The 22,014-nt window shown below is 39.9% G+C and carries 17 protein-coding genes, 1 riboswitch and 1 other annotated feature; of the genes, 4 read left to right on the forward strand and 13 right to left on the reverse strand.

Annotated features, from left to right (window positions below; translation table 11 throughout):
- Positions 1–25 precede the first annotated feature (25 nt).
- The 4 genes from NYE63_RS24775 to NYE63_RS24790 form a co-directional block, all read right to left on the reverse strand.
- Entirely contained in the window at positions 26–1,492 is a 1,467-nt protein-coding gene (locus NYE63_RS24775; RefSeq protein ID WP_342603167.1) for an aminoacyl-histidine dipeptidase, read from the reverse strand.
- Positions 1,493–1,531: 39 nt separating this feature from the next.
- Positions 1,532–2,140 carry a VanZ family protein gene (locus NYE63_RS24780; protein WP_342603168.1) on the reverse strand — a complete coding sequence of 203 codons (609 nt, stop codon included), beginning with the start codon at positions 2,138–2,140 and terminating at the stop codon, positions 1,532–1,534.
- 224 nt (positions 2,141–2,364) lie between these two features.
- The gene (locus NYE63_RS24785; protein ID WP_342603169.1) at positions 2,365–3,387 is read right to left on the reverse strand and encodes an ABC transporter permease; all 1,023 of its coding nucleotides are present in this window, start codon (positions 3,385–3,387) and stop codon (positions 2,365–2,367) included.
- Positions 3,384–4,109 (reverse strand): ABC transporter ATP-binding protein, encoded by a 726-nt coding sequence (locus NYE63_RS24790; RefSeq protein ID WP_342603170.1) that lies wholly within the window; start codon positions 4,107–4,109, stop codon positions 3,384–3,386. The genes NYE63_RS24785 and NYE63_RS24790 overlap by 4 nt, the downstream gene beginning before the upstream one ends.
- A gap of 118 nt (positions 4,110–4,227) precedes the next feature.
- Between NYE63_RS24790 and NYE63_RS24795 the strand changes: the two genes are divergently transcribed.
- The gene (locus NYE63_RS24795) at positions 4,228–4,827 is read left to right on the forward strand and encodes a TetR/AcrR family transcriptional regulator C-terminal domain-containing protein (protein WP_342603171.1); all 600 of its coding nucleotides are present in this window, start codon (positions 4,228–4,230) and stop codon (positions 4,825–4,827) included.
- Between the two features lie 45 nt (positions 4,828–4,872).
- On the opposite strand, the gene NYE63_RS24800 is transcribed toward NYE63_RS24795, so the two are convergent.
- Positions 4,873–6,132 carry an MFS transporter gene (locus NYE63_RS24800; protein WP_342603172.1) on the reverse strand — a complete coding sequence of 420 codons (1,260 nt, stop codon included), beginning with the start codon at positions 6,130–6,132 and terminating at the stop codon, positions 4,873–4,875.
- A 361-nt stretch (positions 6,133–6,493) separates the two neighbouring features.
- Positions 6,494–6,685, reverse strand: coding sequence for a hypothetical protein (locus NYE63_RS24805; RefSeq protein WP_063236327.1), 192 nt, complete (start codon positions 6,683–6,685; stop codon positions 6,494–6,496).
- A gap of 333 nt (positions 6,686–7,018) precedes the next feature.
- Positions 7,019–7,161, forward strand: a riboswitch (cyclic di-AMP (ydaO/yuaA leader).
- 172 nt (positions 7,162–7,333) lie between these two features.
- Between NYE63_RS24805 and NYE63_RS24810 the strand changes: the two genes are divergently transcribed.
- Both NYE63_RS24810 and NYE63_RS24815 read left to right on the forward strand, forming a co-directional pair.
- Positions 7,334–8,659, forward strand: coding sequence for a TrkH family potassium uptake protein (locus NYE63_RS24810; protein WP_342603173.1), 1,326 nt, complete (start codon positions 7,334–7,336; stop codon positions 8,657–8,659).
- A 23-nt stretch (positions 8,660–8,682) separates the two neighbouring features.
- Positions 8,683–9,339 carry a TrkA family potassium uptake protein gene (locus NYE63_RS24815; RefSeq protein WP_342603174.1) on the forward strand — a complete coding sequence of 219 codons (657 nt, stop codon included), beginning with the start codon at positions 8,683–8,685 and terminating at the stop codon, positions 9,337–9,339.
- A gap of 138 nt (positions 9,340–9,477) precedes the next feature.
- Here the strand turns inward: NYE63_RS24815 and NYE63_RS24820 are convergent, their stop codons facing one another.
- The 3 genes from NYE63_RS24820 to NYE63_RS24830 form a co-directional block, all read right to left on the reverse strand.
- Entirely contained in the window at positions 9,478–10,311 is an 834-nt protein-coding gene (locus tag NYE63_RS24820; RefSeq protein WP_342603175.1) for an STAS domain-containing protein, read from the reverse strand.
- Positions 10,312–10,737: 426 nt separating this feature from the next.
- Entirely contained in the window at positions 10,738–11,442 is a 705-nt protein-coding gene (locus NYE63_RS24825; RefSeq protein ID WP_342603176.1) for a class I SAM-dependent methyltransferase, read from the reverse strand.
- Between the two features lie 438 nt (positions 11,443–11,880).
- Positions 11,881–12,501 (reverse strand): class I SAM-dependent methyltransferase, encoded by a 621-nt coding sequence (locus tag NYE63_RS24830; RefSeq protein WP_342603177.1) that lies wholly within the window; start codon positions 12,499–12,501, stop codon positions 11,881–11,883.
- 173 nt (positions 12,502–12,674) lie between these two features.
- Positions 12,675–12,927, forward strand: a binding site (T-box leader).
- 65 nt (positions 12,928–12,992) lie between these two features.
- Here NYE63_RS24830 and NYE63_RS24835 point away from each other — a divergent pair.
- Entirely contained in the window at positions 12,993–13,817 is an 825-nt protein-coding gene (locus NYE63_RS24835) for a hypothetical protein (protein ID WP_342603178.1), read from the forward strand.
- A gap of 358 nt (positions 13,818–14,175) precedes the next feature.
- On the opposite strand, the gene galE is transcribed toward NYE63_RS24835, so the two are convergent.
- From galE to NYE63_RS24855, 4 genes are all read right to left on the reverse strand, one after another.
- Positions 14,176–15,147, reverse strand: coding sequence for a UDP-glucose 4-epimerase GalE (gene galE, locus NYE63_RS24840; RefSeq protein ID WP_342603179.1), 972 nt, complete (start codon positions 15,145–15,147; stop codon positions 14,176–14,178).
- Positions 15,148–15,250: 103 nt separating this feature from the next.
- Positions 15,251–18,853, reverse strand: a complete 3,603-nt coding sequence (locus tag NYE63_RS24845; protein WP_342603180.1) for a CDP-glycerol glycerophosphotransferase family protein — start codon at positions 18,851–18,853, stop codon at positions 15,251–15,253.
- A 172-nt stretch (positions 18,854–19,025) separates the two neighbouring features.
- Positions 19,026–19,913 carry a UTP--glucose-1-phosphate uridylyltransferase GalU gene (gene galU, locus NYE63_RS24850; RefSeq protein ID WP_342603181.1) on the reverse strand — a complete coding sequence of 296 codons (888 nt, stop codon included), beginning with the start codon at positions 19,911–19,913 and terminating at the stop codon, positions 19,026–19,028.
- A 253-nt stretch (positions 19,914–20,166) separates the two neighbouring features.
- The gene (locus NYE63_RS24855) at positions 20,167–21,909 is read right to left on the reverse strand and encodes a phospho-sugar mutase (RefSeq protein WP_342603182.1); all 1,743 of its coding nucleotides are present in this window, start codon (positions 21,907–21,909) and stop codon (positions 20,167–20,169) included.
- Positions 21,910–22,014: the final 105 nt, after the last annotated feature.

Here is a 22,014-nt window from a genome sequence, read left to right on the forward strand (position 1 = left end):
GAACTGCCCCCAGCCGTGCAGTTGTTTATAAATCCTTCATTCTCTTTAATGTGTAAACAAAGTATTCCCAGTTGTTTATGGTCGAAGGGATGCTTAAGTGTTCTTCAGGTGTATGTACGGAAAACATATCCGGTCCGATTGAAACAGTATCCAACCCTGGTATCTTATCTATGAATACCCCACACTCGATCCCTGCATGCACTGCGATGATTTCAATATCCTCATGATATTTTTCCTTGTATGTCTCTTCAAATAATTTCTTGAGTTTCGAATCAGGATTATAGGGCCATTCCGGATAATCCGCGTCAACCAATAGTTCGCATCCAAGCATGTCGGCAATCGCCTTTGCTTGCGTAACCATGTTATATTTGATGCTTTTGACCGAACTCCTGATTTCACTTTCGAATATCATTTCCGTTTCATTTGTTGTAACAACCCCTAGATTCGTAGAACTTTCCACTAATCCTTCTATTCCCATGCTCATTCCTTGAACGCCATGCGGGATTACCAGTAAGGAGGTAATGGCTTTAGTCACCGTCTCTTTGGAAAAAACGTTTGTAGAAATCGTTTCGATCTTTTCAAGCCTAATCGATACCTCAGGGTCGGAAGATTGCAGTTCATTTTTAAAAGTATCCTCCCATTGCTGGAGTCTCCCCTTTATCTTCTGAACATCCTCTGCATGAATCAGTACAGTTGCCTCCGCTTCACGAGGGATCGCATTCCCTTTCAGGCCTCCGTTCATTTGCTGTATGAAGCAAGGGAAGTCAGTCGTTAATTCATGTAATACTCTACCCAAAAGTTTATTGGAGTTCCCTCTCTCCTTATGGATGGACATACCGGAGTGTCCGCCCTTCAACCCTTTAATCCTGATGTTATAAGATACAGCATCAACAATAGAAGCCGATTCCCTTCCGATTGGCAGGATCTGCCGAACTCGTATCCCTCCTGCTGAGCTGACCAGCAGCTTTCCATCTTCCTCCGAATCGATGTTGATCAGCATTTTTCCCTTAAAGTGAGCCGGATCCACAGCAAGTGCACCGTTCATCGTCGTTTCTTCTTCAGTCGTTATGACTATTTCAAGAGAGGGATGCGGAATATCATTTGCATCCAATAATGCCAAAGCATAAGCAACAGCAATCCCATTATCCGCCCCCAATGTTGTATCCGTCGCATACAACATGTCTCCCACAATCCTTAATTGAAGCGGATCTTTTTCAAAATCATGAAGCGTTCCCTTATTCTTTTCGCAAACCATATCCATATGCCCCTGGATAATGACTGTAGGTGCATTCTCATATCCAATTGTGGCAGGCTTTTTGATAATCACATTCAGCGCCTCATCCTGGATCACCTCCAGGTCCATCTCCTTCGCGAAGCGAACCAGATAGTCACTAATCGCTTTTTCATTAGCCGATCCTCTCGGGATTTTGGAAATCGCTGCAAAATAATGAAACACCGGATGGCTCGATAATTCTTCTAAAGTGCTATACATGAAAATTCATCCTTTCATTTAACATATTTGTACTGCTTCTCATCCTTTTGCTTTTCCAGAACGGAACACTGCCACTCTCGTGAACAATGGATACAGAATGTAACCCAGGTAAACACCAATCATATTCAGGATCAGGTCATCGACATCCAAACTTCCGCGCCGAAAAACAAACTGACAGATTTCGATGCCCGAAATCGAAAGTAATGGATAAAGAAATTTCCTTAAAGCGTCGAACTCTTTCCCATCCTTGGACAACAAATACAGCCCGAATGGAATGAACAGCCCCACATTGGCGCTAAGGTTATAAAATGATACAAGCCCGTTCATATCGTTCGATAAATATGAAAGAACCGTAGAAAAAGGAATCAAATTATACGAATAAACCTGCCCTTCTGGTCGGAAGAACAGCAAAACCAATAATGATAAACTGTAGCCAAACAATACTGCCTGCCATAAAAGGCGCGGAATTCTGAGCGTTTCACCTCGAAAATAAAGAACCGCAAACGAAACGAAAAGAAGTATACAAAACCAGACAACCATGATCACCAAAGGATTCAAATATAATAGAAGCTGAAGAAAAAAAGGCAAACCGCACAAAAACATTGCTTGCGACAGCAAAAGGGAAAGCATGACCGATTTTATAGACATATAACTCACCCTTCTATTTATTACCAAATCATTACATACCCTTATATCCTAGGACATCTTTAACAACCCGTCAACAACCTGCATTAACCTGTCATTAGAGAACCGTCAAGGAGAAGCCTTTTCGAATAAATCAACCGATGGGAAGGATAATTCGGCCTTCATCCCGTAAAACAAAAAAAGCCGATTCCTCACTTTCCAGAATTCCGGCTTTTTTTTTTTATGATTTATAGTGCACGGTATTTTTTTAAACTAATAATATTGATGGTGATAAAAACGGCTGCAAATGCAAGGAGAATGAGTAGATCCAGTAAAACCTCATTGAATGTGAAACCTTTGTACATAATGCCGTTCATGGCATCCGATGCGTAATAGAGAGGCATGACCTTGCCTATTTTTTGCAGCCAGTCTGCCATGCCATCTAATGGGAAAATTCCTGTGAAGAAGACTTGCGGCACGATGACCAGCGGAATGAACTGTACCATTTGGAATTCAGATGTCGCGAAACTCGATAGTAATGTACCAAGCGATAATGCAACGAGCGCGACAAGTATATTCGTCAGTAAAACGAGCCAAATGGAGCCAACAAGGACGATATCCAATACATTGACAGCATATAATACGACAATTATGGTTTGAATGAGAGCAAATGAGCCATATCCGATCACATAGCCCGCTACGATTTCGAATCTTTTAATCGGTGTAGCAAGCAGCCGTTCCAACGTACCACTTGTACGCTCCTTCAAAAGCGCAATCCCCGCTATTAAAAATACAAAGAAAAAAACGAAAAAGCTGACGAGCATCGGACTGAAAGTATCAAAACCCTTTGTGTTGGCATCTCCGTAAACATATTGCTCCTCAACCTCAATTGAAGGAGTGTTTTTTTCATTCCCTTGCAAGCCATGCATCAATTGCATTTGAACGGCCTTTGCACGGGTCGGTTCGTCGTTCAATAGCGTCAGTTTTATTTTGCCATTTTCAACCTGAAGCCAGCCATCCGTATCATTTTCAATCATTTTTTCCTCTGAAAATTCCTCAGCGGCCGTTACTTGAAAATCCGCTTGTTTCAATGCTTTAACCATTGCTTCATCACTGCCTGTAACAACGATTTTCAAATCACTTGCTTCTGTATCGAAAATAAAATACATGAGCGTTAAAATGAGCAATGGAGCAAGGAAAAATAAAGCGAGCGTCCTTCGATCCCGGCGCATCTGCCGTGTAATTCTAGTAACAAGAGAGGCAATTCTCATTTAAGGCCACCTCCAATCCTTAAAAAAACATCATCAAGCGTTTCCACGGCAAATTGTGCTTTTAAAGCTTCAGGGGTTCCTGCCGCGATGATTTCACCTTCACGCAGCATCGCCAGTTTATCGCATCGTTCCGCTTCATCCATCACATGCGTCGTGATGATGATCGTCTTATGATCTTCATTTCTTAAACGCTCAAGTTCCTGCCAAATCGATTGTTTCAGCAAAGGGTCTATTCCTACTGTCGGTTCATCCAAAATGAGAATCTCCGGATTTTGAATGAGTGCCACCGCCAGTGACAGACGGCGTTTCATTCCCCCTGAATAATGCGCAACCCGAACGTTCAAATCATTCGTCAACTGTACGATTTCAGCTGCATATTGAATGCGTTCCCTTCGTTCCTTTTTCGAAAAACGGTATAGCTTCGCAAAAAATTCGAGGTTTTCAGCTCCCGTCAGTTCTGTATATAAAGCATCGGACTGTGCCATATAACCGACTTCCATTAACAGTGCTTCATTTGGCACTTCAAGATCCAGAACCGTGACTTTACCTGCATCGGGCTTAATCAATCCGACAATCATTTTAATCAAGGTCGTCTTTCCGCATCCGGATGGACCTAACAAGCCAAAAATTCCGCTTTTTTCAATATGCAGGTTCAATGGCTGAATGACCTTTTTCTGATGAAAACCCTTAGCAATTCCTTCAATGGAAATCGCATTTTTCATTGTACACACATCCTCCCTCTTTAATTAACACGGTGTTGAGTGTATCATCATTCTAAGGTAGCATTCGGTCTAATACAATCAACATATTTGGAAAAATGTTTAGTGAAGGAGACATTCCATGGCATCGATTCATGAGGATATGGTACAAAAGACGAAAATGCATATACAACATCATTTTATTGCACTCGTTGAAGCAGAGGGGTTCTCACATGTATCAGTAAAGAAAATTGCAGAGCGAGCCAACATTAATCGGGGCACATTCTATTTGCATTACGCAGATAAATATGAATTGATGGATCACGTACAGCAGGAATTGTTAAATGAACTTCAAACTCGCATTACTGCCATTTTGCCGAAAGAGGCTTTTTTGGCTCTTCATCAACAACAACTATACCCGCCCTTTGTAGAGATTTTTCAATTCATCAGTGAACATGCTCACGCATTAAGGGCCATTCTTGGTGATCAGGGAGATCCTTCTTTTGCCAAAAAAATAAAGCGCGTATTCGGTGAAGTACTGTTGGAGCGTTTGATCAGTCTGCATCCAGCAGCTGAAAATGAAGCGTTCCGCATGTATATGCACGCCTTCCTGACATCGGCGATTTTAGGAGTGATTCAGGAGTGGCTGGAGAATTGTGAAGAGCAAACGGCAGAAGAGATGGCGAAAATTCATTTTCAAATCTTGAACTTCATCAGCCAATTGCGCACTTTCATTCAATGAACAATTCAGTAAAGGCATGTTCCATCAACATGCCTTTAAATTGGATTACATCTTTTCCCCCGCTTTCACCTCTACATTACCAACGGAATAATACCTACTCTTCGATGCCTTCATACTAAGCATCGACAATAAAATTGATAAAGCGAGCATGATCATGGAACCTGAAATCACCACGAACCTAATCGAAATGAAATGAGCTGAAACACCAACAATTGCGGTTGTACAGATAATCAATAAAGCTTCTAACAAGCCAAAAATACTGCCGACCCTGCCCATGATTTCCACTGGAATATTATTTTGATAAAAGGTTTGAAAGCCTGTGTTGGCAAAAGCCAGTGAAAAGGCAATGATGAAGAATCCGATGGCGGCCAGTGAAAAGGAATTCGAAAAGGCATAAATCATATAACCTATCGAGACAAATAAAGATCCAAGACCAATCAGGTACGAAATTTGCACTTTACTGATGAATACGGCATTGACTATGGCACCCGCAATGATACCTGCCCCGGCGATGCTTACAAGGAATCCGTAATCGCTGTCTGACAAAAAGAGTACCGCCTTGGCAAACGCCGCTTCTTGGGAATCAATGGCCGTTTCCATCACCACCATGCAGCTGAATAAGAAATAAATGAGCATGATATAGGAAGATTTCCGGCTGAAGTCCAGGACGATTCCCCAATCCTTTTTCATGATGGTCCAAGACAGGTAATGACTGGATTGTTCAAGGGAATGATCCTTTTCAAGATTAGGCATAAATAGAGTGATGATACCGGATAATAATAAGGCAGCCGAGTTAATATAAATCGCTAAAACGGGTGTACCGATTAAGAAAAGGATACCCGCTAGCGCTGGTCCAATCAAAAAAGCTCCAGAATCCATTAAGCTTCGTAATGAGTTAAATCGTTTCCTCTGTTCAACGGGTATTAATTTTGTAATATACGACCTTGATGTTGTTACGAACATGGCCCCTGCCATATTGATCACGAAGACAAGGGAATAGATGATCCATATAGAAGAAGTCAATGGCAGCAAGGCTATGAATACCATTCGAAATAGATCAAGTGCAACCATTAGATTCCGCTTATTTATCCGGTCAATCACGCTGCCTGCCCACACATTCGTAAATATGGCAGCCATCGGTTTAACGATATAAAGTCCAGCTACCGCCAAGGCTGAATCGGTCATATCGAGAACGATTAAATTAAGTGCAATGAAATAAACCCAAGAACCGAAGTTGGAGATACCAATCCCACACAATAGAATGGAAGGATATTTCCAGGATACTAATATATTTCGTAATGTCATCGCTTCTCCTCCCTTGACCGTAAAGAATAAAAAAAACCGTCCCCAAGTAATGCGTCTCGGGACGAGATCAATTTGCGGTGCCACCCCTGCGTGTCACCATACATCCCTTTCCTATACTCTGCTGCTTTCGGGGCTCTTTTGGAAAGTGGTTATTTCATTTACTTTTCTCCTCTTTACGTCCACATTAACTATTACAAATTTTAACATCAGTGGATTAATATTGTAAATAACACAAAAAAACCCATTCAAAATAAATGAGTTTCAAAGCAAAACAAGATATGGATTTTTCGCTCAGCGTTCCTGGATAGAACACAGGGATTACATAATTGAATACCGCTAATGAATGTTGGATTCAGTTAATTTACCTTAGGGAAAACAATTTTAAAAACGGATTCTTTTTCTTATCCGTTATCCTTAATTCATTCATGATGATTTGATCCTCATGATCGGCTATCCATTTCCTTAGTGCATCTTTATCCTGGCATTGTGTTAAATATGTCTGGCCACCCTTGCCTGTAGCATTAATAACATATCTATTGAACGTCTTCTCCATAATTGCCCGCCTTTTTAATAAAATGTATTGAATTTTTTAAATACGAATGCAATGCTTTTTTTCTTTATAATTCACAAAATAAACATAATTTATATATTAGAAATTTTGATTGGCAATGACATGTTCTGCTTGAAAGTATTGAATAAAGTACATCGATGCTGGTTATCATAATCGGCTTAATCGAACCTATCATAATGTGCTAACTAATATTTGTCAATACGTTTTTAAAATGTAAATAAAACGTAAATTTTCAGTTTTGTTAAAGAAATATTTTTTTACAATTTAGGGGTTTACAACTGCTAAATGTTGGGAGTAGAATACGTTTATCAATTTAATGCATTTCGGCCTAAACTCAAGGGAATTGAGTACGGAGGACCCAATCATTTGGGGTTAATTCTGCCTTGCAGAAGGGATGAGATCAGCTCTTTCGCCATCCTACCCGTCAGCTAACTTCGTCGGCTAAAGCGAAGGAGGTCATAAGACCGCCTATTTCGGGAGCTTTTTTGCTTTTTTTGTAGCAAAATAGCTGCTCGATGTTTTCGCAGGTCTTTTTATTATGCGTTTAAAAAGATTCCGAAAGAGGATTGATGATTAAAATATCATACAGTATTACACAATATTTTTATGGGTAGGGATGATCATTTGAAAATGACAAAATTGGATCCGCCAAAAATACTTGTACTCGGCTTTGCCATCCTGATACTTATTGGGGCCTATTCATTGACCTTGCCGATTTCCACAGAAAATGGGAATGGTCTTTCTTTTCTGGATGCTTTATTCACATCGACTTCCGCTACATGTGTAACAGGACTGGTCGTAGTCGATACGGGAACGACCTTCACCACTTTTGGGGAGTTGGTCATCTTAACACTGATTCAGGTAGGCGGCTTAGGTTTCATGACATTTGCGACGTTTTTCTTTTTATTATTAGGCAAAAAGATTTCTTTAAAAGGCAGATTAGTTCTGCAGGAGTCCTTAAATAATCTATCCATGGCGGGTGTAGTCAAATTAGTCAAGCGGCTTTTAATTTTCACGGCGATCATTGAAGGCTTGGGTGCCCTTATCTTATCGATTCGCTTTTCTTTTGACATGCCAATCGGTCAGGCAGTCTATTACGGTTTTTTTCATTCCATTTCGAATTTCAATAATGCCGGCTTTGATTTAATGGGGGAATTCAGGAGTTTGACCCCTTATGTATCGGATCCATTCGTAACCCTTACCGTCGCCTTGCTCATCACGTTTGGCGGGATAGGTTTTATTGTGATGAATGAACTATACGAATATCGGAATACCCATCGTTTATCCGTACATACGAAGATAGTTCTGACGACTAGCTTGACCCTTACGATTGCCGGCGCAATTTTAATCTTTTTATTCGAGTTCGGCAATGCCAAGACATTGCAGCCTTTATCTTTCATGTGTAAAATGCTGTCATCTCTATTTCAATCGGTTTCACCACGGACGGCAGGCTCCAATACGCTGAATATCCCTGATCTAACTCAGCCTACATTACTGCTCATCATTTTCTTGATGTTCGTTGGGGCTTCACCCGGATCGACTGGCGGCGGGATTAAAACGACTACATTGGCGACGCTTGTTGGAACGGTTTGGTCACAGATTAAAGGAAAGGGTGATGTGGTATTATTCCGTCACCGCATTGTGAGTGAAACGATCTTTAAAGCATTATCCGTTACATTCATTGGCGCATTCATGGTTTCAATCATCTCCATTCTGCTGACCATCACTGAAAGCGGAACTGACTTCTTGATGATTTTATTCGAAGCCACTTCAGCATTTGCCACCGTGGGACTTTCAATGGGTTTGACCCCAGAATTATCACCAGTTGGCCGGATGCTCATCATTTTCACGATGTTTGCAGGCCGTGTGGGTCCTTTGACTTTAGCCTTTGCTATCGCTATGAGGCGCAAACCAGATCCATTCCGCCGTCCAAAAGGGAAAATCATGATTGGTTAATCATTAATGAAGGGGTGTAAAAGATGGGAAAACGACAATATGCCGTGATCGGTTTAGGCAGGTTCGGAACCAGTGTGGCCCATAGATTATATACGGCCGGCCAAGAGGTATTAGGTATTGATGTCAACGAGGAAAGAGTCGAGAATGCGGAACTGAGCGTTACCCATGCAGTCATGGCGGATACGACTGAAGAAGAAACATTGAAATCAATTGGAATCCGTAATTTCGATTGTGTCATCGTAGCCATCGGAAATGACATGCAATCGAGCATTTTAACTACCTTGCTTTTAAAAGAGCTTGGGGTCGAAAAGGTCATTGCCAAAGCACTCAATAAAAATCACGGTCAGGTTCTCACTAAAGTCGGTGCTGACTGGGTCATCTATCCTGAGAGGGATATGGGGGAACGGGTCGCGAATCAGCTCCTATCCCCTAACATGCTGAACTATATAGAGCTCTCCAAAGAATACAATATCGAGGAAATCATCCTCCCCATGAGCATGAAGGGAAAAAGCCTCAGAGAGCTTGATTTGCGTGCAAAATATAATATCAGCGTCATTGCCATCGTGAGTAATGGAGAAATTATCATTGCACCCTCACCGGACCAGGATATCCATGAAAAAGATATGCTTTTAGTGGTTGGCAATAAAGAAGATCTAGCAGTCTTTGCCAATATTGAATGATCCAGCAGGTTCCGGCTCTTGCTTTATGGAGCCCTGTACCCATTTTGCAGCATCACTTATACATGCGAGAAGACCGCCATATGGCGGTCTTCTCGATGAAATTTATAATGAGCATCCCCAGCCCTGGATATGTATGTATTATTTTATCGTACTGATCGCTTGGGCAAGAGTGGACTTTATCGTCACTTTATCAAAAGGCAGTTGAAGCTTAACGGCAGTCATCGCTATTTCCGGCCGAAGTCCTGAAAGGGTTGTTTGGATTCCGATCAAATGTAAAGATTCAATCAATTGTGACAGCTTGTGGGCGGATGCACTATCTATTGCATGAACGCCCGATAGGTCAATGAAAAGCCTGGTGACATTTTTTTCAGCGCACTTTTGTAATGTGTTTTCAAGCAAGGACATGCCCCTCGTCGTGTCAATATCGCCTATCAGGGGAAGCAACGCCATGTTATCTTTAAGGGAAATGATGGGCGTGCTCAATTCATCGATCGTTGCTTGTTGGGCTTTCATGATTTTATTGGCATATCTATGATTCGCTTCCGTAAACCTCTCCATCACTTCACTGAACACCTTCACAACTATCCGGTACCAGGAATTTATTTCTTCCTGGGTATATTGATCTCTATGCAATCCTACAAATCGGTCAATATAATCCAGGTATTGCTCTTGCGTTCGAAAAAACTCCCTCAATATAAAATAGATGGGTGTTTTTAAATGCTGCTCATCCTGACCGATATCTTCAATCCACTCACCAAGATGCTTAAAGAATTCCCTTTCCTCTGTATCAAAGACCTGAAAGAAACGTAAATGGAATTCATTATTTTGTTGTTTAAGTTTTTTGATCACTTTGGGATCGGGTGAACTATAAACACCCGCCTTATCGTTTTTATTCAATGTTGCGTACCAATCCTCAGTCAATTGTCCTGCCACACCCAATAAAAAGGAATATAGTTCTTTATTTCTGTGCATAAGTTTCTCCACCTATTTTTTTTTATAAAATAGCATTCCAATTGGTCTCAGTAATCAATAAATCCAATGCAGCTAAATACTGAAATCAGCATTGTCAGGTATTGAAAGTTAAACGTTTCCAACTAAGGAAAAGCATCGAAGATAACCTCTTCAATACATGAAATGTCATGACCTGATGCCCAATGGTCCCCTCTTTCCATATACCTTCTCAGCTGTTTTTGAAACCATACAACCACTGTTTTTCAAAAAAAATCTGCAAGAACCTACATCTATTATTCTGGTAAATCTGCGTTCACCCAAAAAGCATTTTATTATTATAGTTTACCATTTTGATATTTTGTTAACAAATCCCTCCTTTTCTTTATAACAAAAAAGACCTGACCCCAGATCCTCCGTTTATAACCCATTTCGCCTATCTTATGAGAATCAATTTTTCATAAATAAAGCCGTCCATAAACCTTGCACCCCAAAGGCTTCATCCGTTTGTTCCATTTTCCTCATTTTACGTATTTCCACCACTTCAAATTCCTTGAAGATCATTCGGAGTTTTTCTTCAGTAAAACCTAATCCGCCTTTGAGGCTTCTTTGCCTATATACCTCCCAATCAGAAATGCCAGCACCACCCAATATGCCGCCTTCAACAAAACAAGTAATCGAATACAGCCCCTTAGGCCTTAACGCCTTTTTCACCATCTCCAAATAATTGATCCTACGATGTGGAGCAATATGGTGAAAACAACCTGAATCATACACGAAGTCATATTGCCCTTCCTCAATATCCAAATCAAATATATTGCTTTGAATGAAGTTCACGTGCACATTTTTATCTGCCACTCGTTCTTTTCCCCATTCAAGGGCCTCCTTCGAAAGATCCACAGCATCAACGGAACAGCCCTTTTGAGCGAGATAAATGGCATTTCTTCCAGGTCCGCACCCAAGCTCAAGAACCTTTCCTGGCCCAATTAACCCACTATCAAAATATGCAACCAAATTCTCATCAGGAAAATTTCCGAAAAAGGGAACACCTTTTTCACGGTCTTCATAAAAACCATTCCAGAATCCAGTCGGCTCTCGCAATAGCGAGTCCAGCATATTCAATAGATCTTCATAGGTTGTAATCGTCTCCGACAAAACCATCACCTCTTCCCATTGTATCCCACTAATTAATTATACTGATTTCGGCTAATGCCTATGTAACAGCTGCATCAAAAATGCGTTACATATGACGTTCAGACACTATTGGACCTTGTTGTATATATAATGGTCACTGAAATTTCAAGGTTTCAAAGATGCCTTCAAGCTATCTTCTGATGGTATGATCCATTCTTACTTAATAACCCGATGATCAGCTCAATATCCACGTTCGAGAAGACATGGGTTTTATATATGCATGTCAAATATGACATGCTCATTACAGCGGATCAGGCTTAACAGCCCCCCATTAGTCAGCGTAGAAAAAAAGGAGTCAGGTTCGCTTTCAAACAACAAAACTCAGCTCTATGATGTATCCTGATGTCTTTGAATCCGACTCCCAATCCACTTCTGAAACATGCTTCCGCCATCTTCCCCTTACATCCGTTTACTGATGATTATCTTTCTATACATTCCATTCAGCATGATCGGTCGATCTTCTTCAATTTTCATATTCTTATCATGTCTACTGAACAAGTCTTCAAACCGCAAGCCAATATCCGTTCCTAAAAATCTAATGATGGGCCGCAGAAGCTTTTTGGGTAGTGAAAGCACTTCATCTTTAGAAATAAACTTATCGAATAGTATGATTTTCCCCTCGCCTTTTAAAACCCTGACCATCTCCTGAAGGCATTCATTGGCATCAGGTACGACGGAAAGAATCAAACTTCCCACTATATAGTCAAACGATTCATTATCGAATTCCATATGCTGTGCATCCATCTCAATGAAATTTATTGTTGTATTTTCATATTTCTCCATCGCTTTATTTAGCATATCGGCTGACAGGTCTATCGCCGTTATCTCCAGGTCAAGGTTTTTGATCAACTCCAAATCGGCCCCAGTACCTACGCCCACAAACAGAACCTTTGCATGATCTTGAAAATGAATCTCTTCAAATATTCTTTTCCTGGCATCTAAAAAGAGATGCGAATTGAAGATTTTGTCATAGATCGGCGACCAAACTTTATAAATCACTTTATTCCACGAATTATTCAACATCCCCACCCCCTGCTTACTTTTTCTATAAAGCATTAAAAATCCCTTCCAAGCGGATATTATATCTGGCAAATTAGTAAAATTAAAAATAGTATGCGACGCAGTGATCTAAGTGAAACATCCATTGATTTTATTTTCTGACTATTGTACAATTATTCAAATTCATCTAATTGTAAAATTCCATGAAGGGAAGGAGTACGTTATAGCTTCTGTTCCAAAGAGAGCTGGCGCTTTGCTGAAAGCCAGTGTCCAGAATATAACCGAAGATCATCCCTGAGAAGTAAAGCCGAATCTCCAGTAAGCTTTACCGGTTTCCCCCGTTATATGGGACAAAGTATTATTGTGCGTTTGTAAAGGGTAGTAATGTGCTCTCGTAGCATTTTATTAAACAAGAGTGGTACCGCGAGTTCAAATCTCGTCTCTTAATGAGACGGGATTTTTTGTTTTTTATCCTAATCAATGAAAATAACGGGAAAGCAGGTGCATGAGTCATGCAGACACTATTATTCGTAACGGATTTATACTATGAAGCAAAAGGAAGAAATTATTATGAGGAGGATTTGTTCCTTACCTCGAAGCTTAGAGAAGATTTTCAGTTAGTCATTTGCCATCCTGAAGACATAGAAACGTTTGAAAAGGATTTTGACCTAATCGTATTTCGAAATGCAGGTCCAGTCGCGAATTTTAAAGATAAGTATCTAGCATTCCGTAATAGAGTGGCTGCTGGTTATTTGAAAACGTACAATTCATTTGTTGGAAAGGCTGATATGAACGGGAAGGAATACTTAATTGAACTGACGAATGCTCAATTCCCTGTCATTCCGACCATCGATACACTTGAATCTTTAAATAAACTTCCAAATGTGGAAACGTATATTGTGAAGCCGAAAGATGGAGCGGATTCCATCGGTTTGGAATTTGCCACGAAAGAAGAATTGGGAGATAAAATGGATTCAGAATCAAAGAACACATTGGTACAGCCATTTATCAACTTTGAATATGAGGTCTCATTCTATTTTGTCGATATGGAATTTCAGTATGCCCTTTATGCGCCAGATAAAGAGAAAAGGTGGGAATTAAAAGAATATGTACCTACTGAAGCAGATCTGGCTTTTGCTAAACGATTTATTGAATGGAACAATCTTGATTGGGGCATCCAACGCGTTGATGCGTGCCGGAATGAGCAAGGTGAACTTTTATTAGTAGAACTAGAAGATTTAAATCCCTATCTTTCCCTGTTGGAATTAACCGATGAAACACGCCAGAATTTTGTAAAAGCCATGAAAAAATCAATCCAGAAAGCACTGGAAGCTTAGAATGTCGAATAAATTCGTGAACGGTCGAATAACTGCGGGGACCGTCGAATAAAGTACGCGGTAGGTCGAATAACTGCGGACCATGATTTTAAAATAACTTGGTTATACTACCTGATTTTCACTGTGTTATATGAAATGAAAACTCAATGGATTGAAGAAATTTGCGACACTGCCGAATTAATGGCTAGCCGAGACCCCGCAGGCGCATGCTTTGATGAGGCTTGGCAGACAGTCGGCTGAAAGGGAGCGGATTTCTGAAATCAACTGCAACCTTTTTCAAATAAAAAAACTGCAGGCAAACTCGCTTTGCTTCGAGTTTGTCTACAGTCTGAAACGACTATCAAGCACCAAGGGGCCTTTATTTCATTTGAGATTTATGCCATTTCCACGCACTTTCAATGATCTCTTCCAGATCTATCGATGCTTTCCATCCAAGTTCTTGATATATCTTATTAGCCGAAGCAACCAGGCGAGCTGGATCTCCAGGGCGACGGTCTGCATACTCTATGGTCGGTTTCACTCCTGTGACTTTTTCACAAGTGTCGATTACATCCTTAACCGAAAACCCTTTTCCATTCCCAAGATTGTAGGTGGCTGTATCCTTCTTCCCGGATAATAGGGCTTGAAGCGCGATTATATGAGCTTGAGCTAAATCCGTTACATGAATATAATCACGAATGCAAGTGCCATCTTCTGTGTCATAGTCCGTACCGAACACGGAAATCTTCTCACGTTGACCTAATAAATGCTGTAAAATGATCGGAATCAGGTGTGTTTCCGGATCATGGCTTTCACCGATTTCTGCCGACGCATGTGCACCAGCCGCATTAAAGTAACGCAGGACGACATAATGGAGTCCATATGCCTTTGCAAAGTCTCCTAAGATCTGCTCTACCATCAATTTCGAGCGACCATATGGATTAATCGGATTTGTTGGCTGATCTTCATCAATCATATCAACATTCGGTATCCCGTATGTAGCTGCCGTTGATGAAAAAATGAAATTCTTAACATCATGCTTGAGCATGGTATTCAATAATGTAAGAGTTGCACCTACATTATTATCATAGTATTTATAAGGATCTTGAACAGACTCACCAACCAAGCTATTAGCGGCAAAGTGCATAACAGCTTTAATGGGATATTTAAGGAATATTTCATTCAAAACCGCTTCGTCCCCTAAATTCCCTTCCACCAAGATGGCCTTCGAATCGACCAGCGAACGAAAACCGGTTGAGAGATTATCCAGAATGACTACCTCTTCAGTATTCACTAACTCTTTTACAAGATGACTTCCAATATATCCTGCACCGCCAACGACCAAAATCATATAGAATTTCCCCTTTTACTTTAAGCTTAAATGAATCATTAACAAGTCTCGCAACCTATATATGTCATTAGTGTGAGGTCTAATTATAAGAACCTCCCTCATTTTATAGGCATTTATTGAAAGTTTCCATGGCCAATCCATTATATTGGGTGTAATCAAACTTCACTAGTTTAGGATTATCATTACTAACCATAGTAGATAAGCCCTTTTCCAGTCCATCTATACTATTTTCAACAAGTAAACCATATTTACCGTTTTCCAAAACGGTTCGGTTAGCCACTATATCAGTAGCCATGATTTTCATTCCTAAGGTCATTGCCTCCAATAATACCATAGGCTGCCCTTCATAATGTGAGGAAAGAACGAAGCAGTCACATTTTTCCATGAACGAAAATGGATTTTCAAGCTGACCCAAAAGATGAATGGAATGATTTAAGTCCAACTCATCAATGATTGCCTGCAAATCTTCCTTTAAAGGTCCTTGTCCTAAAATATACAGTTTACTATTTTTGTGTTTCTCATGAAATCCTGCGAATGCACGAATCAAATTATCTTGACCTTTTTCAGGAGATAATCTTCCCATATTGACAAAGTTAAAATCATTTTCATCAGGATATGGAACGAATTGATTATTCACTTCCAATCCATGCACCTCTTGTACGATTAACGCCTGTTTATCGATCCAACCTATAGATATCCCGTCCAATAATATATGGGCATAGGTACCAAGCTGAGTAATCGCTTCTTTATCGAATTTCACGATCCGGCCATTAAAAGTTGGCCCATTTTCCAAGACCATGGCATCTTGCAGCCCATAAGGCTTATCCCAAATATTATAATCGCCTAAGTTAATTTCGGCAGTTCCGCGCACTTCACGTTCTTTTAACAGTATTGGCTCTTCAATGATTTCGAATGCCCCCGTATTTAGCCAGCCAATTTTCTTATTATCGATTTCGAAAAGGTAATAGCCGCCTTTGTTGGTTCTGTTATACTTTATGATTCTGACGATTTGCCCTTCAAAATCGATTGCCTTGCTCACTCTCTTAGCCTTGTAGTTCGGATAAGCCTTCGTCCAGATTGTATGGTCTTCCGGGTTAGTTATCTTTCCGTACTTCTGATTACCGGTGTTTATTTCCTTGAGCGTTCTATTCTCAATCTTATCAATGAATTTTTTATTGTTTTTATAGTTTCTGGATACTATATATTTTCTTTTCATCATGATTTGCAGCTTGTCATTAATGCTCATGTCTTCATTGATTGTACAATGTTCAAGCACGGTTAAAGCTGAATTATCTATCCAGCCTATTATCTTGTTTTTTACAGATATTCTGCTATAAATCGAATGCTGGGTTTTTGCTTCCCTATCGACTTTTACAATGATCCCTTTAAAATCATGACTGCCGGAAACTTTGTACGTTCCTTCAACCTTATATGGCAAGGACCAAATATAGTTCGAACGAGGTCTTACTAACCTCGCAATTTTATCGATTTCTTTTTCATAAATGATACTGTCTGGCAACAGCTCCACAGCTTCTTCACTAATCCAGCCAATTACTTGATTGTTATGACTGAATTTGTAAAAAGTCTTTTGATCAGCATAGGCTTTTCTAGAAATCACGATTTCAGCTTCTTCAAATCGTTCTTCCAGTGGAAATTGAGTGGCATTCGAAATTCCCGGAAGGGTATTCCAAACTTGATTATGCTTAACATCCTTTAATATCGCCCTTGCTTTGAAGTTTTCTGTGAACAATGCCTTTTCATCATTTTCGATAACTTCAGATTCATTTGACTCGATTTGAAGGATTTTATCCGGGTTGATAGAATTCATTACATAATCAAATTTATCGTAGTCTGCATACTCCAATAGATTCTTTCGGTTTAATTCCATCGTTCCCTCAGAAACACTTACCAGTTTATCAAATCGATTGTATACCGAAAAAATCCCTCTTAAATTAATACGGTGAGGTCTCTTTCCATTAATGATGCGCTCACTATCAGAAAGCAAATCATTATGCATATAACAAACTTTCTTTTTTGCGTCTGCCGCCAGCAGATATTTAGCCCAGTAATGGCTATAACCGCTAAAATCGATAACAAAATCAAACTTTGTTTTACCGAATAGACGTGCATGCTCTCTAATATAGGCATTTTCCGGGTAAAGCTTCTTCCCTAAGAAACCTCTTTCACCTCTGTTATGGATGAATTTGTCTTTGTAGACTTCCAAAAATTTATACACAGGCAGGCCAGGTTTGAATAGAAAGCGCACATTCTTATTAACCTTGCCCATGTTTTTCAAAACCTCGTGCGAGTGGGGAGTGGCAGTAAAACAGCTGACATCATATTTATCATAATCAATATTATTCATTAAGTTAAGGAAAGAGGATGTAATTCCGTTATCCCTCAATCCGCCCGGATAAATTAATATTTTTTCCTTTGCGGAATCAAGCCCAGTAATTGTGTTTAGTTGTTTCGTAGACTTATTGAAAATATGATTGACTATTCTCTCTGTTACTTTTCCATCCTCATGGTTAGTGAATTTTTTCTGCATTTTTTTATATTTATCGGAATATCCCAATTTCACATCTTTAATATCTTTAATGGCTAGTGCCAATTCTTTTGAGTTAAAAAGCATTGGTCCCGGGAGTTCCTCATTTTGGAGATATTGTCCCCTTTGCTCTGCATAAACGTCCGTATCCCATGTGTAAAATAGAATGGGCTTATCGGTAACAAGGTAATCAAAGAAAATGCTGGAATAATCCGTGATGAGCAAATCAACTGCAGCAAGCAATTCATTTGTATCGACATGGTCAGGTATTAATCGATCCTTGATTTCCGAATGCTTGGCAGCCTCTTTATATAGAAATGGATGCACCTTAATAAATAGGTTATATTGTTCACCAATTTGACTTTGTAAATAATTAATATCTGCAATGATTTGAAGAAGATCGTTATCTACTTTGGCCAAATTCGTCCCCTTCCAAGTCGGGGCATATAAAATATTTTCCTTGGCATCACTGATTTTCAAACCTAGAGTTCTTAGATATTCCTTATACTCCCCCGGATTCGTATTCAGCGTCAAATCGATCCTCGGATATCCTTCTTCTATAATTTCACCTTTATACAATCCATTTAACTTATAGCTTTGGGTAAATATGTTGGTGGTATGGGCATTAGGGCTCAAAATGAAATCTGCACTTAAAAAGTTCCTGACAACGTTTTGGGAGACCGATGGGTTACCGGGTATATCAAAGCCCATATTCTTAAGGGGCGTTCCATGCCAGGTATTGATGTAAATTTGATCGCTTTTAGGGATGAAGAAAGACTGGAATGTGGAGTTATTGATTAAATACTCACTTGTTGCCAACCACTTTAAATATTCCTTTGAATTACGTTGAACAAATTGAACATTCGGCATATCCTTATACTTCGCTATTACACCTGAGAGGACACTGAAATCCTGGATGGACCAAATGTGCATAAAATCTTGATAGTCTGGATTTTCCAGCATATATTTAAACATCGCGTATGGACTGTCAGTCATACTGTTTCCATCACGACTCTCATATAGAATTGTGTTTTTTTGTACGCTTAATTTCTCATAATACTTTGCATATCTATTTACACGCTGATGATTTTCCTTCATTAGGAAATTGGCGATAGGCTGTTTGAGGAAATCGACTTTTCTTTTTATTACCTTCTTATTCACTAAATAGGCATCCCCTTTTATGGATTTATATTCACCATTCAAAATTATGTTTGCCTTCCATTAACCAAAAATAGCAACTATGAATGATCAATAGTTGGAGATTTTTATAAATAATTACTCTATTAAATTAAAACTTGATAAATTCATTATGATTATGTTTGGCAGTAAGAGTTTATTTGTCCACTGTCTTGTACAGTTCGAGGATATTTTCCATTACTTTTATGATGTCGTCTCTTAAATCTGGACGTTGCAGGGCAAATTCAATTGTCGTTTTCACAAAGCCATCGACAACACCGACATCAAAGCGTTTTCCTTCAAAATCGTAAGCGAAGACTTTTTGGATTTCATTCAGTTTTTGGATGGCATCCGTTAACTGGATTTCACCGCCAGCCCCTGTTTCCTGCTTGGCTAGGAAATCGAATATTTCCGGAGTCAGTATGTACCTTCCCATGATGGCTAAATTGGATGGTGCCGTTCCTTGCTTTGGTTTTTCAACGAAACGGTTCACTTCGTATCTTCTGCCTTCTTGCATAAGCGGGTCAATGATGCCATATCTATGTGTTTCGTTCTCATTTACCGGCTGCACTCCAATGATGGACGAACCTGTCGCATCGTATTCGTTGATTAATTGGCGTAGTGAGGGCACATCGCTTTCTACGATATCATCGCCTAAAAGGACAGCAAAAGGCTCATCACCAATAAAGTTACGTGCACACCAAACAGCATGTCCGAGTCCTCTCGGCTCTTTTTGCCTAATGTAGTGGATATTAGCTAAATTAGATGGGTATTGCACCTTCTCCAATAAATCGAATTTCCCTTTATCCCTTAAGTTATTCTCTAGTTCGTATGCATTATCAAAATGATCTTCTATCGCTCGTTTATTCTTTCCTGTGACAATGATTATATCTTCAATTCCCGCTCTCACGGCTTCTTCTATAATATATTGAATAGTTGGTTTGTCCACTATTGGCAGCATTTCTTTAGGCATTGCCTTCGTTGCGGGCAAAAATCTAGTTCCCAATCCCGCTGCAGGTATAATGGCCTTTTTAACTTTTTTCATTCTTTGTAACTCCTTCATATTAATATAAAACTACAAATTTTACTTATTCACCCTTTTTATAGTAACATAGACTCGTTTTTTGTAAATATATTAGCGGAAAAAATACCCTTCATTTGTAAACGCATCCATAATTAAAACTTCCACCCAATGCAATATCCTGCTTTCTACTTAAGAAAAATAAGGCCTTTCCCCGATATTTCAGGAAAAGGCCTTATTTTTTTCCATTACACGACTAATAGGTCCTAAGACCTGATTAATTAGCGCTATTGATCATCTCATTAATATTTTCCATGAAAGCATTCATGACCTGCTTCAATTTCAGCTCGGCTTCTTCCATCGTTTCACCTTGGATCCCGAAATAGAATTTGATTTTAGGTTCTGTACCAGATGGCCGCAAGCATACCCATGTGCCATCTTCAAGAAAGTATTTAATTACATTTGATTTAGGTAAATCAATGACTTCTTCCTTATCGATGCCCACCGTCAGCTTCACACCGCTTTGATAATCCTCCTGCATCGTTACAGCTTTTCCGGCAATTTGTTTTGGAGGAGCCTCACGGAACTGATTCAGTATCCCTTGAATCTGCCCGGCGCCTTCAATCCCCTTTAAGGTCAATGACTGAAGTCCCTCCAGGTAATATCCGTACTTTTCAAAGATGGTAAGCAATCCTTCATATAGGTCCATGCCCTGTTTTTTATAATAGGCACAAACCTCAACCGCAAGAACGGCCGCTTGAATCGCATCTTTATCACGGGCAAAATCCTTGATTAAATAGCCATAACTTTCTTCATAACCAAATAAGAACTTGTGCTTACCGCTTTCCTCATATTCATTGATCTTTTCAGCGATGAATTTAAAACCCGTCAATACATCAACGGTCCCTAAACCATATTCCTTTGCGATGCTGCGCCCGATTTCAGAAGTTACTATCGTTTTTAAGACAACTCCGTTGGGAGGTAAAGTGCCCTTCGCTTTCTTTTCTTTTAAAAGATAATCCAATATTAGTGCACCTGTCTGATTACCAGTTAGCACCACATATTCGCCATCTTTATTTTTAACGGCGATACCGAGTCGGTCTGCATCCGGATCTGTTGCGATCAACAGGTCTGCCGATACCTCATTTCCTAATTCAATGGCCATTTCAAATGCTGCATGCTCTTCCGGGTTCGGGGATTGAACTGTCGAAAAATTGGGATCAGGCAATTCCTGCTCTTTTACAACATGTACCTTGTCGTATCCTAGATCTTGCAAAGCCCGTCTGACAGACTTATTTGCCGTGCCATGAAGCGGTGTGAATACTACTGTCACATCAACTTCTTCACTTAGATCTTTGTTTTCGGGCACAGTAAGCAATTTATCATTATAAGCGGCATCGATTTCCTCTCCAACAATCTCGATGAGGCCTTGCTCCTTCAATGTCTCTTCATCTTTTACCGAAATGGCAAGTTCGTTTTCAATCGCATTCACGAATTCAATCACTTTATCAGCCGTTGCCGGAGGAAGCTGTGCACCATCTGGCCCGTACACTTTATATCCATTATATTCAGGGGGATTATGACTTGCTGTGATTACGATCCCCGCATAGGCATTCAGTTCACGAACGGCAAAGGATAACTCAGGCGTTGGTCTTAACTCATCGAATAGATAAGCCTTGATTCCTTCTGTGGCCAGGGTTTTGGCTGCCTCCAAGGCAAATTCAGGCGATTTAAAACGTGAATCGTAGGCAATCGCGACACCTCTGCGTTTTGCTTCATCACCCATCGATTGCAGATAATGGGCTAATCCCAATGTTGCTTTACGGACTGTATATAGATTCATCCGATTGGTACCTGCCCCAATTTCCCCGCGCATACCGCCTGTGCCGAATTCCAAGTTCTTATAAAACGCATCTTCTATATTTTTATCATCACCTTGCATCTCGTTAAGTAATGATTTCATTTCATTATCAAGGGCTTCGAAATTCACCCATGAGTCATAAGAACATTTCCACTCCATCTTCACATTGTCCTTCTCTCTTCGTTCCCGTTGGGGAATCTATGTATTTTAACCAAAAACTAACAGTAATCATAAATAAAAAAAATCCGTGCATAGGACTTTCTT

It is taken from the genome of Peribacillus sp. FSL E2-0159 (genome assembly GCF_038643155.1).
In the GTDB taxonomy this organism is placed as follows: domain Bacteria; phylum Bacillota; class Bacilli; order Bacillales; family DSM-1321; genus Peribacillus; species Peribacillus simplex.

Bases quoted from the DNA above. Each gene is read 5' to 3' on its own strand.
- NYE63_RS24775 (WP_342603167.1), bottom strand. From the start codon at position 1,492: ATGTATAGCACTTTAGAAGAATTATCGAGCCATCCGGTGTTTCATTAT.
- NYE63_RS24780 (WP_342603168.1), bottom strand. From the start codon at position 2,140: ATGTCTATAAAATCGGTCATGCTTTCCCTTTTGCTGTCGCAAGCAATG.
- NYE63_RS24785 (WP_342603169.1), bottom strand. From the start codon at position 3,387: ATGAGAATTGCCTCTCTTGTTACTAGAATTACACGGCAGATGCGCCGG.
- NYE63_RS24790 (WP_342603170.1), bottom strand. From the start codon at position 4,109: ATGAAAAATGCGATTTCCATTGAAGGAATTGCTAAGGGTTTTCATCAG.
- NYE63_RS24795 (WP_342603171.1), top strand. From the start codon at position 4,228: ATGGCATCGATTCATGAGGATATGGTACAAAAGACGAAAATGCATATA.
- NYE63_RS24800 (WP_342603172.1), bottom strand. From the start codon at position 6,132: ATGACATTACGAAATATATTAGTATCCTGGAAATATCCTTCCATTCTA.
- NYE63_RS24805 (WP_063236327.1), bottom strand. From the start codon at position 6,685: ATGGAGAAGACGTTCAATAGATATGTTATTAATGCTACAGGCAAGGGT.
- NYE63_RS24810 (WP_342603173.1), top strand. From the start codon at position 7,334: ATGACAAAATTGGATCCGCCAAAAATACTTGTACTCGGCTTTGCCATC.
- NYE63_RS24815 (WP_342603174.1), top strand. From the start codon at position 8,683: ATGGGAAAACGACAATATGCCGTGATCGGTTTAGGCAGGTTCGGAACC.
- NYE63_RS24820 (WP_342603175.1), bottom strand. From the start codon at position 10,311: ATGCACAGAAATAAAGAACTATATTCCTTTTTATTGGGTGTGGCAGGA.
- NYE63_RS24835 (WP_342603178.1), top strand. From the start codon at position 12,993: ATGCAGACACTATTATTCGTAACGGATTTATACTATGAAGCAAAAGGA.
- galE (WP_342603179.1), bottom strand. From the start codon at position 15,147: ATGATTTTGGTCGTTGGCGGTGCAGGATATATTGGAAGTCATCTTGTA.
- galU (WP_342603181.1), bottom strand. From the start codon at position 19,913: ATGAAAAAAGTTAAAAAGGCCATTATACCTGCAGCGGGATTGGGAACT.
- NYE63_RS24855 (WP_342603182.1), bottom strand. From the start codon at position 21,909: ATGGAGTGGAAATGTTCTTATGACTCATGGGTGAATTTCGAAGCCCTT.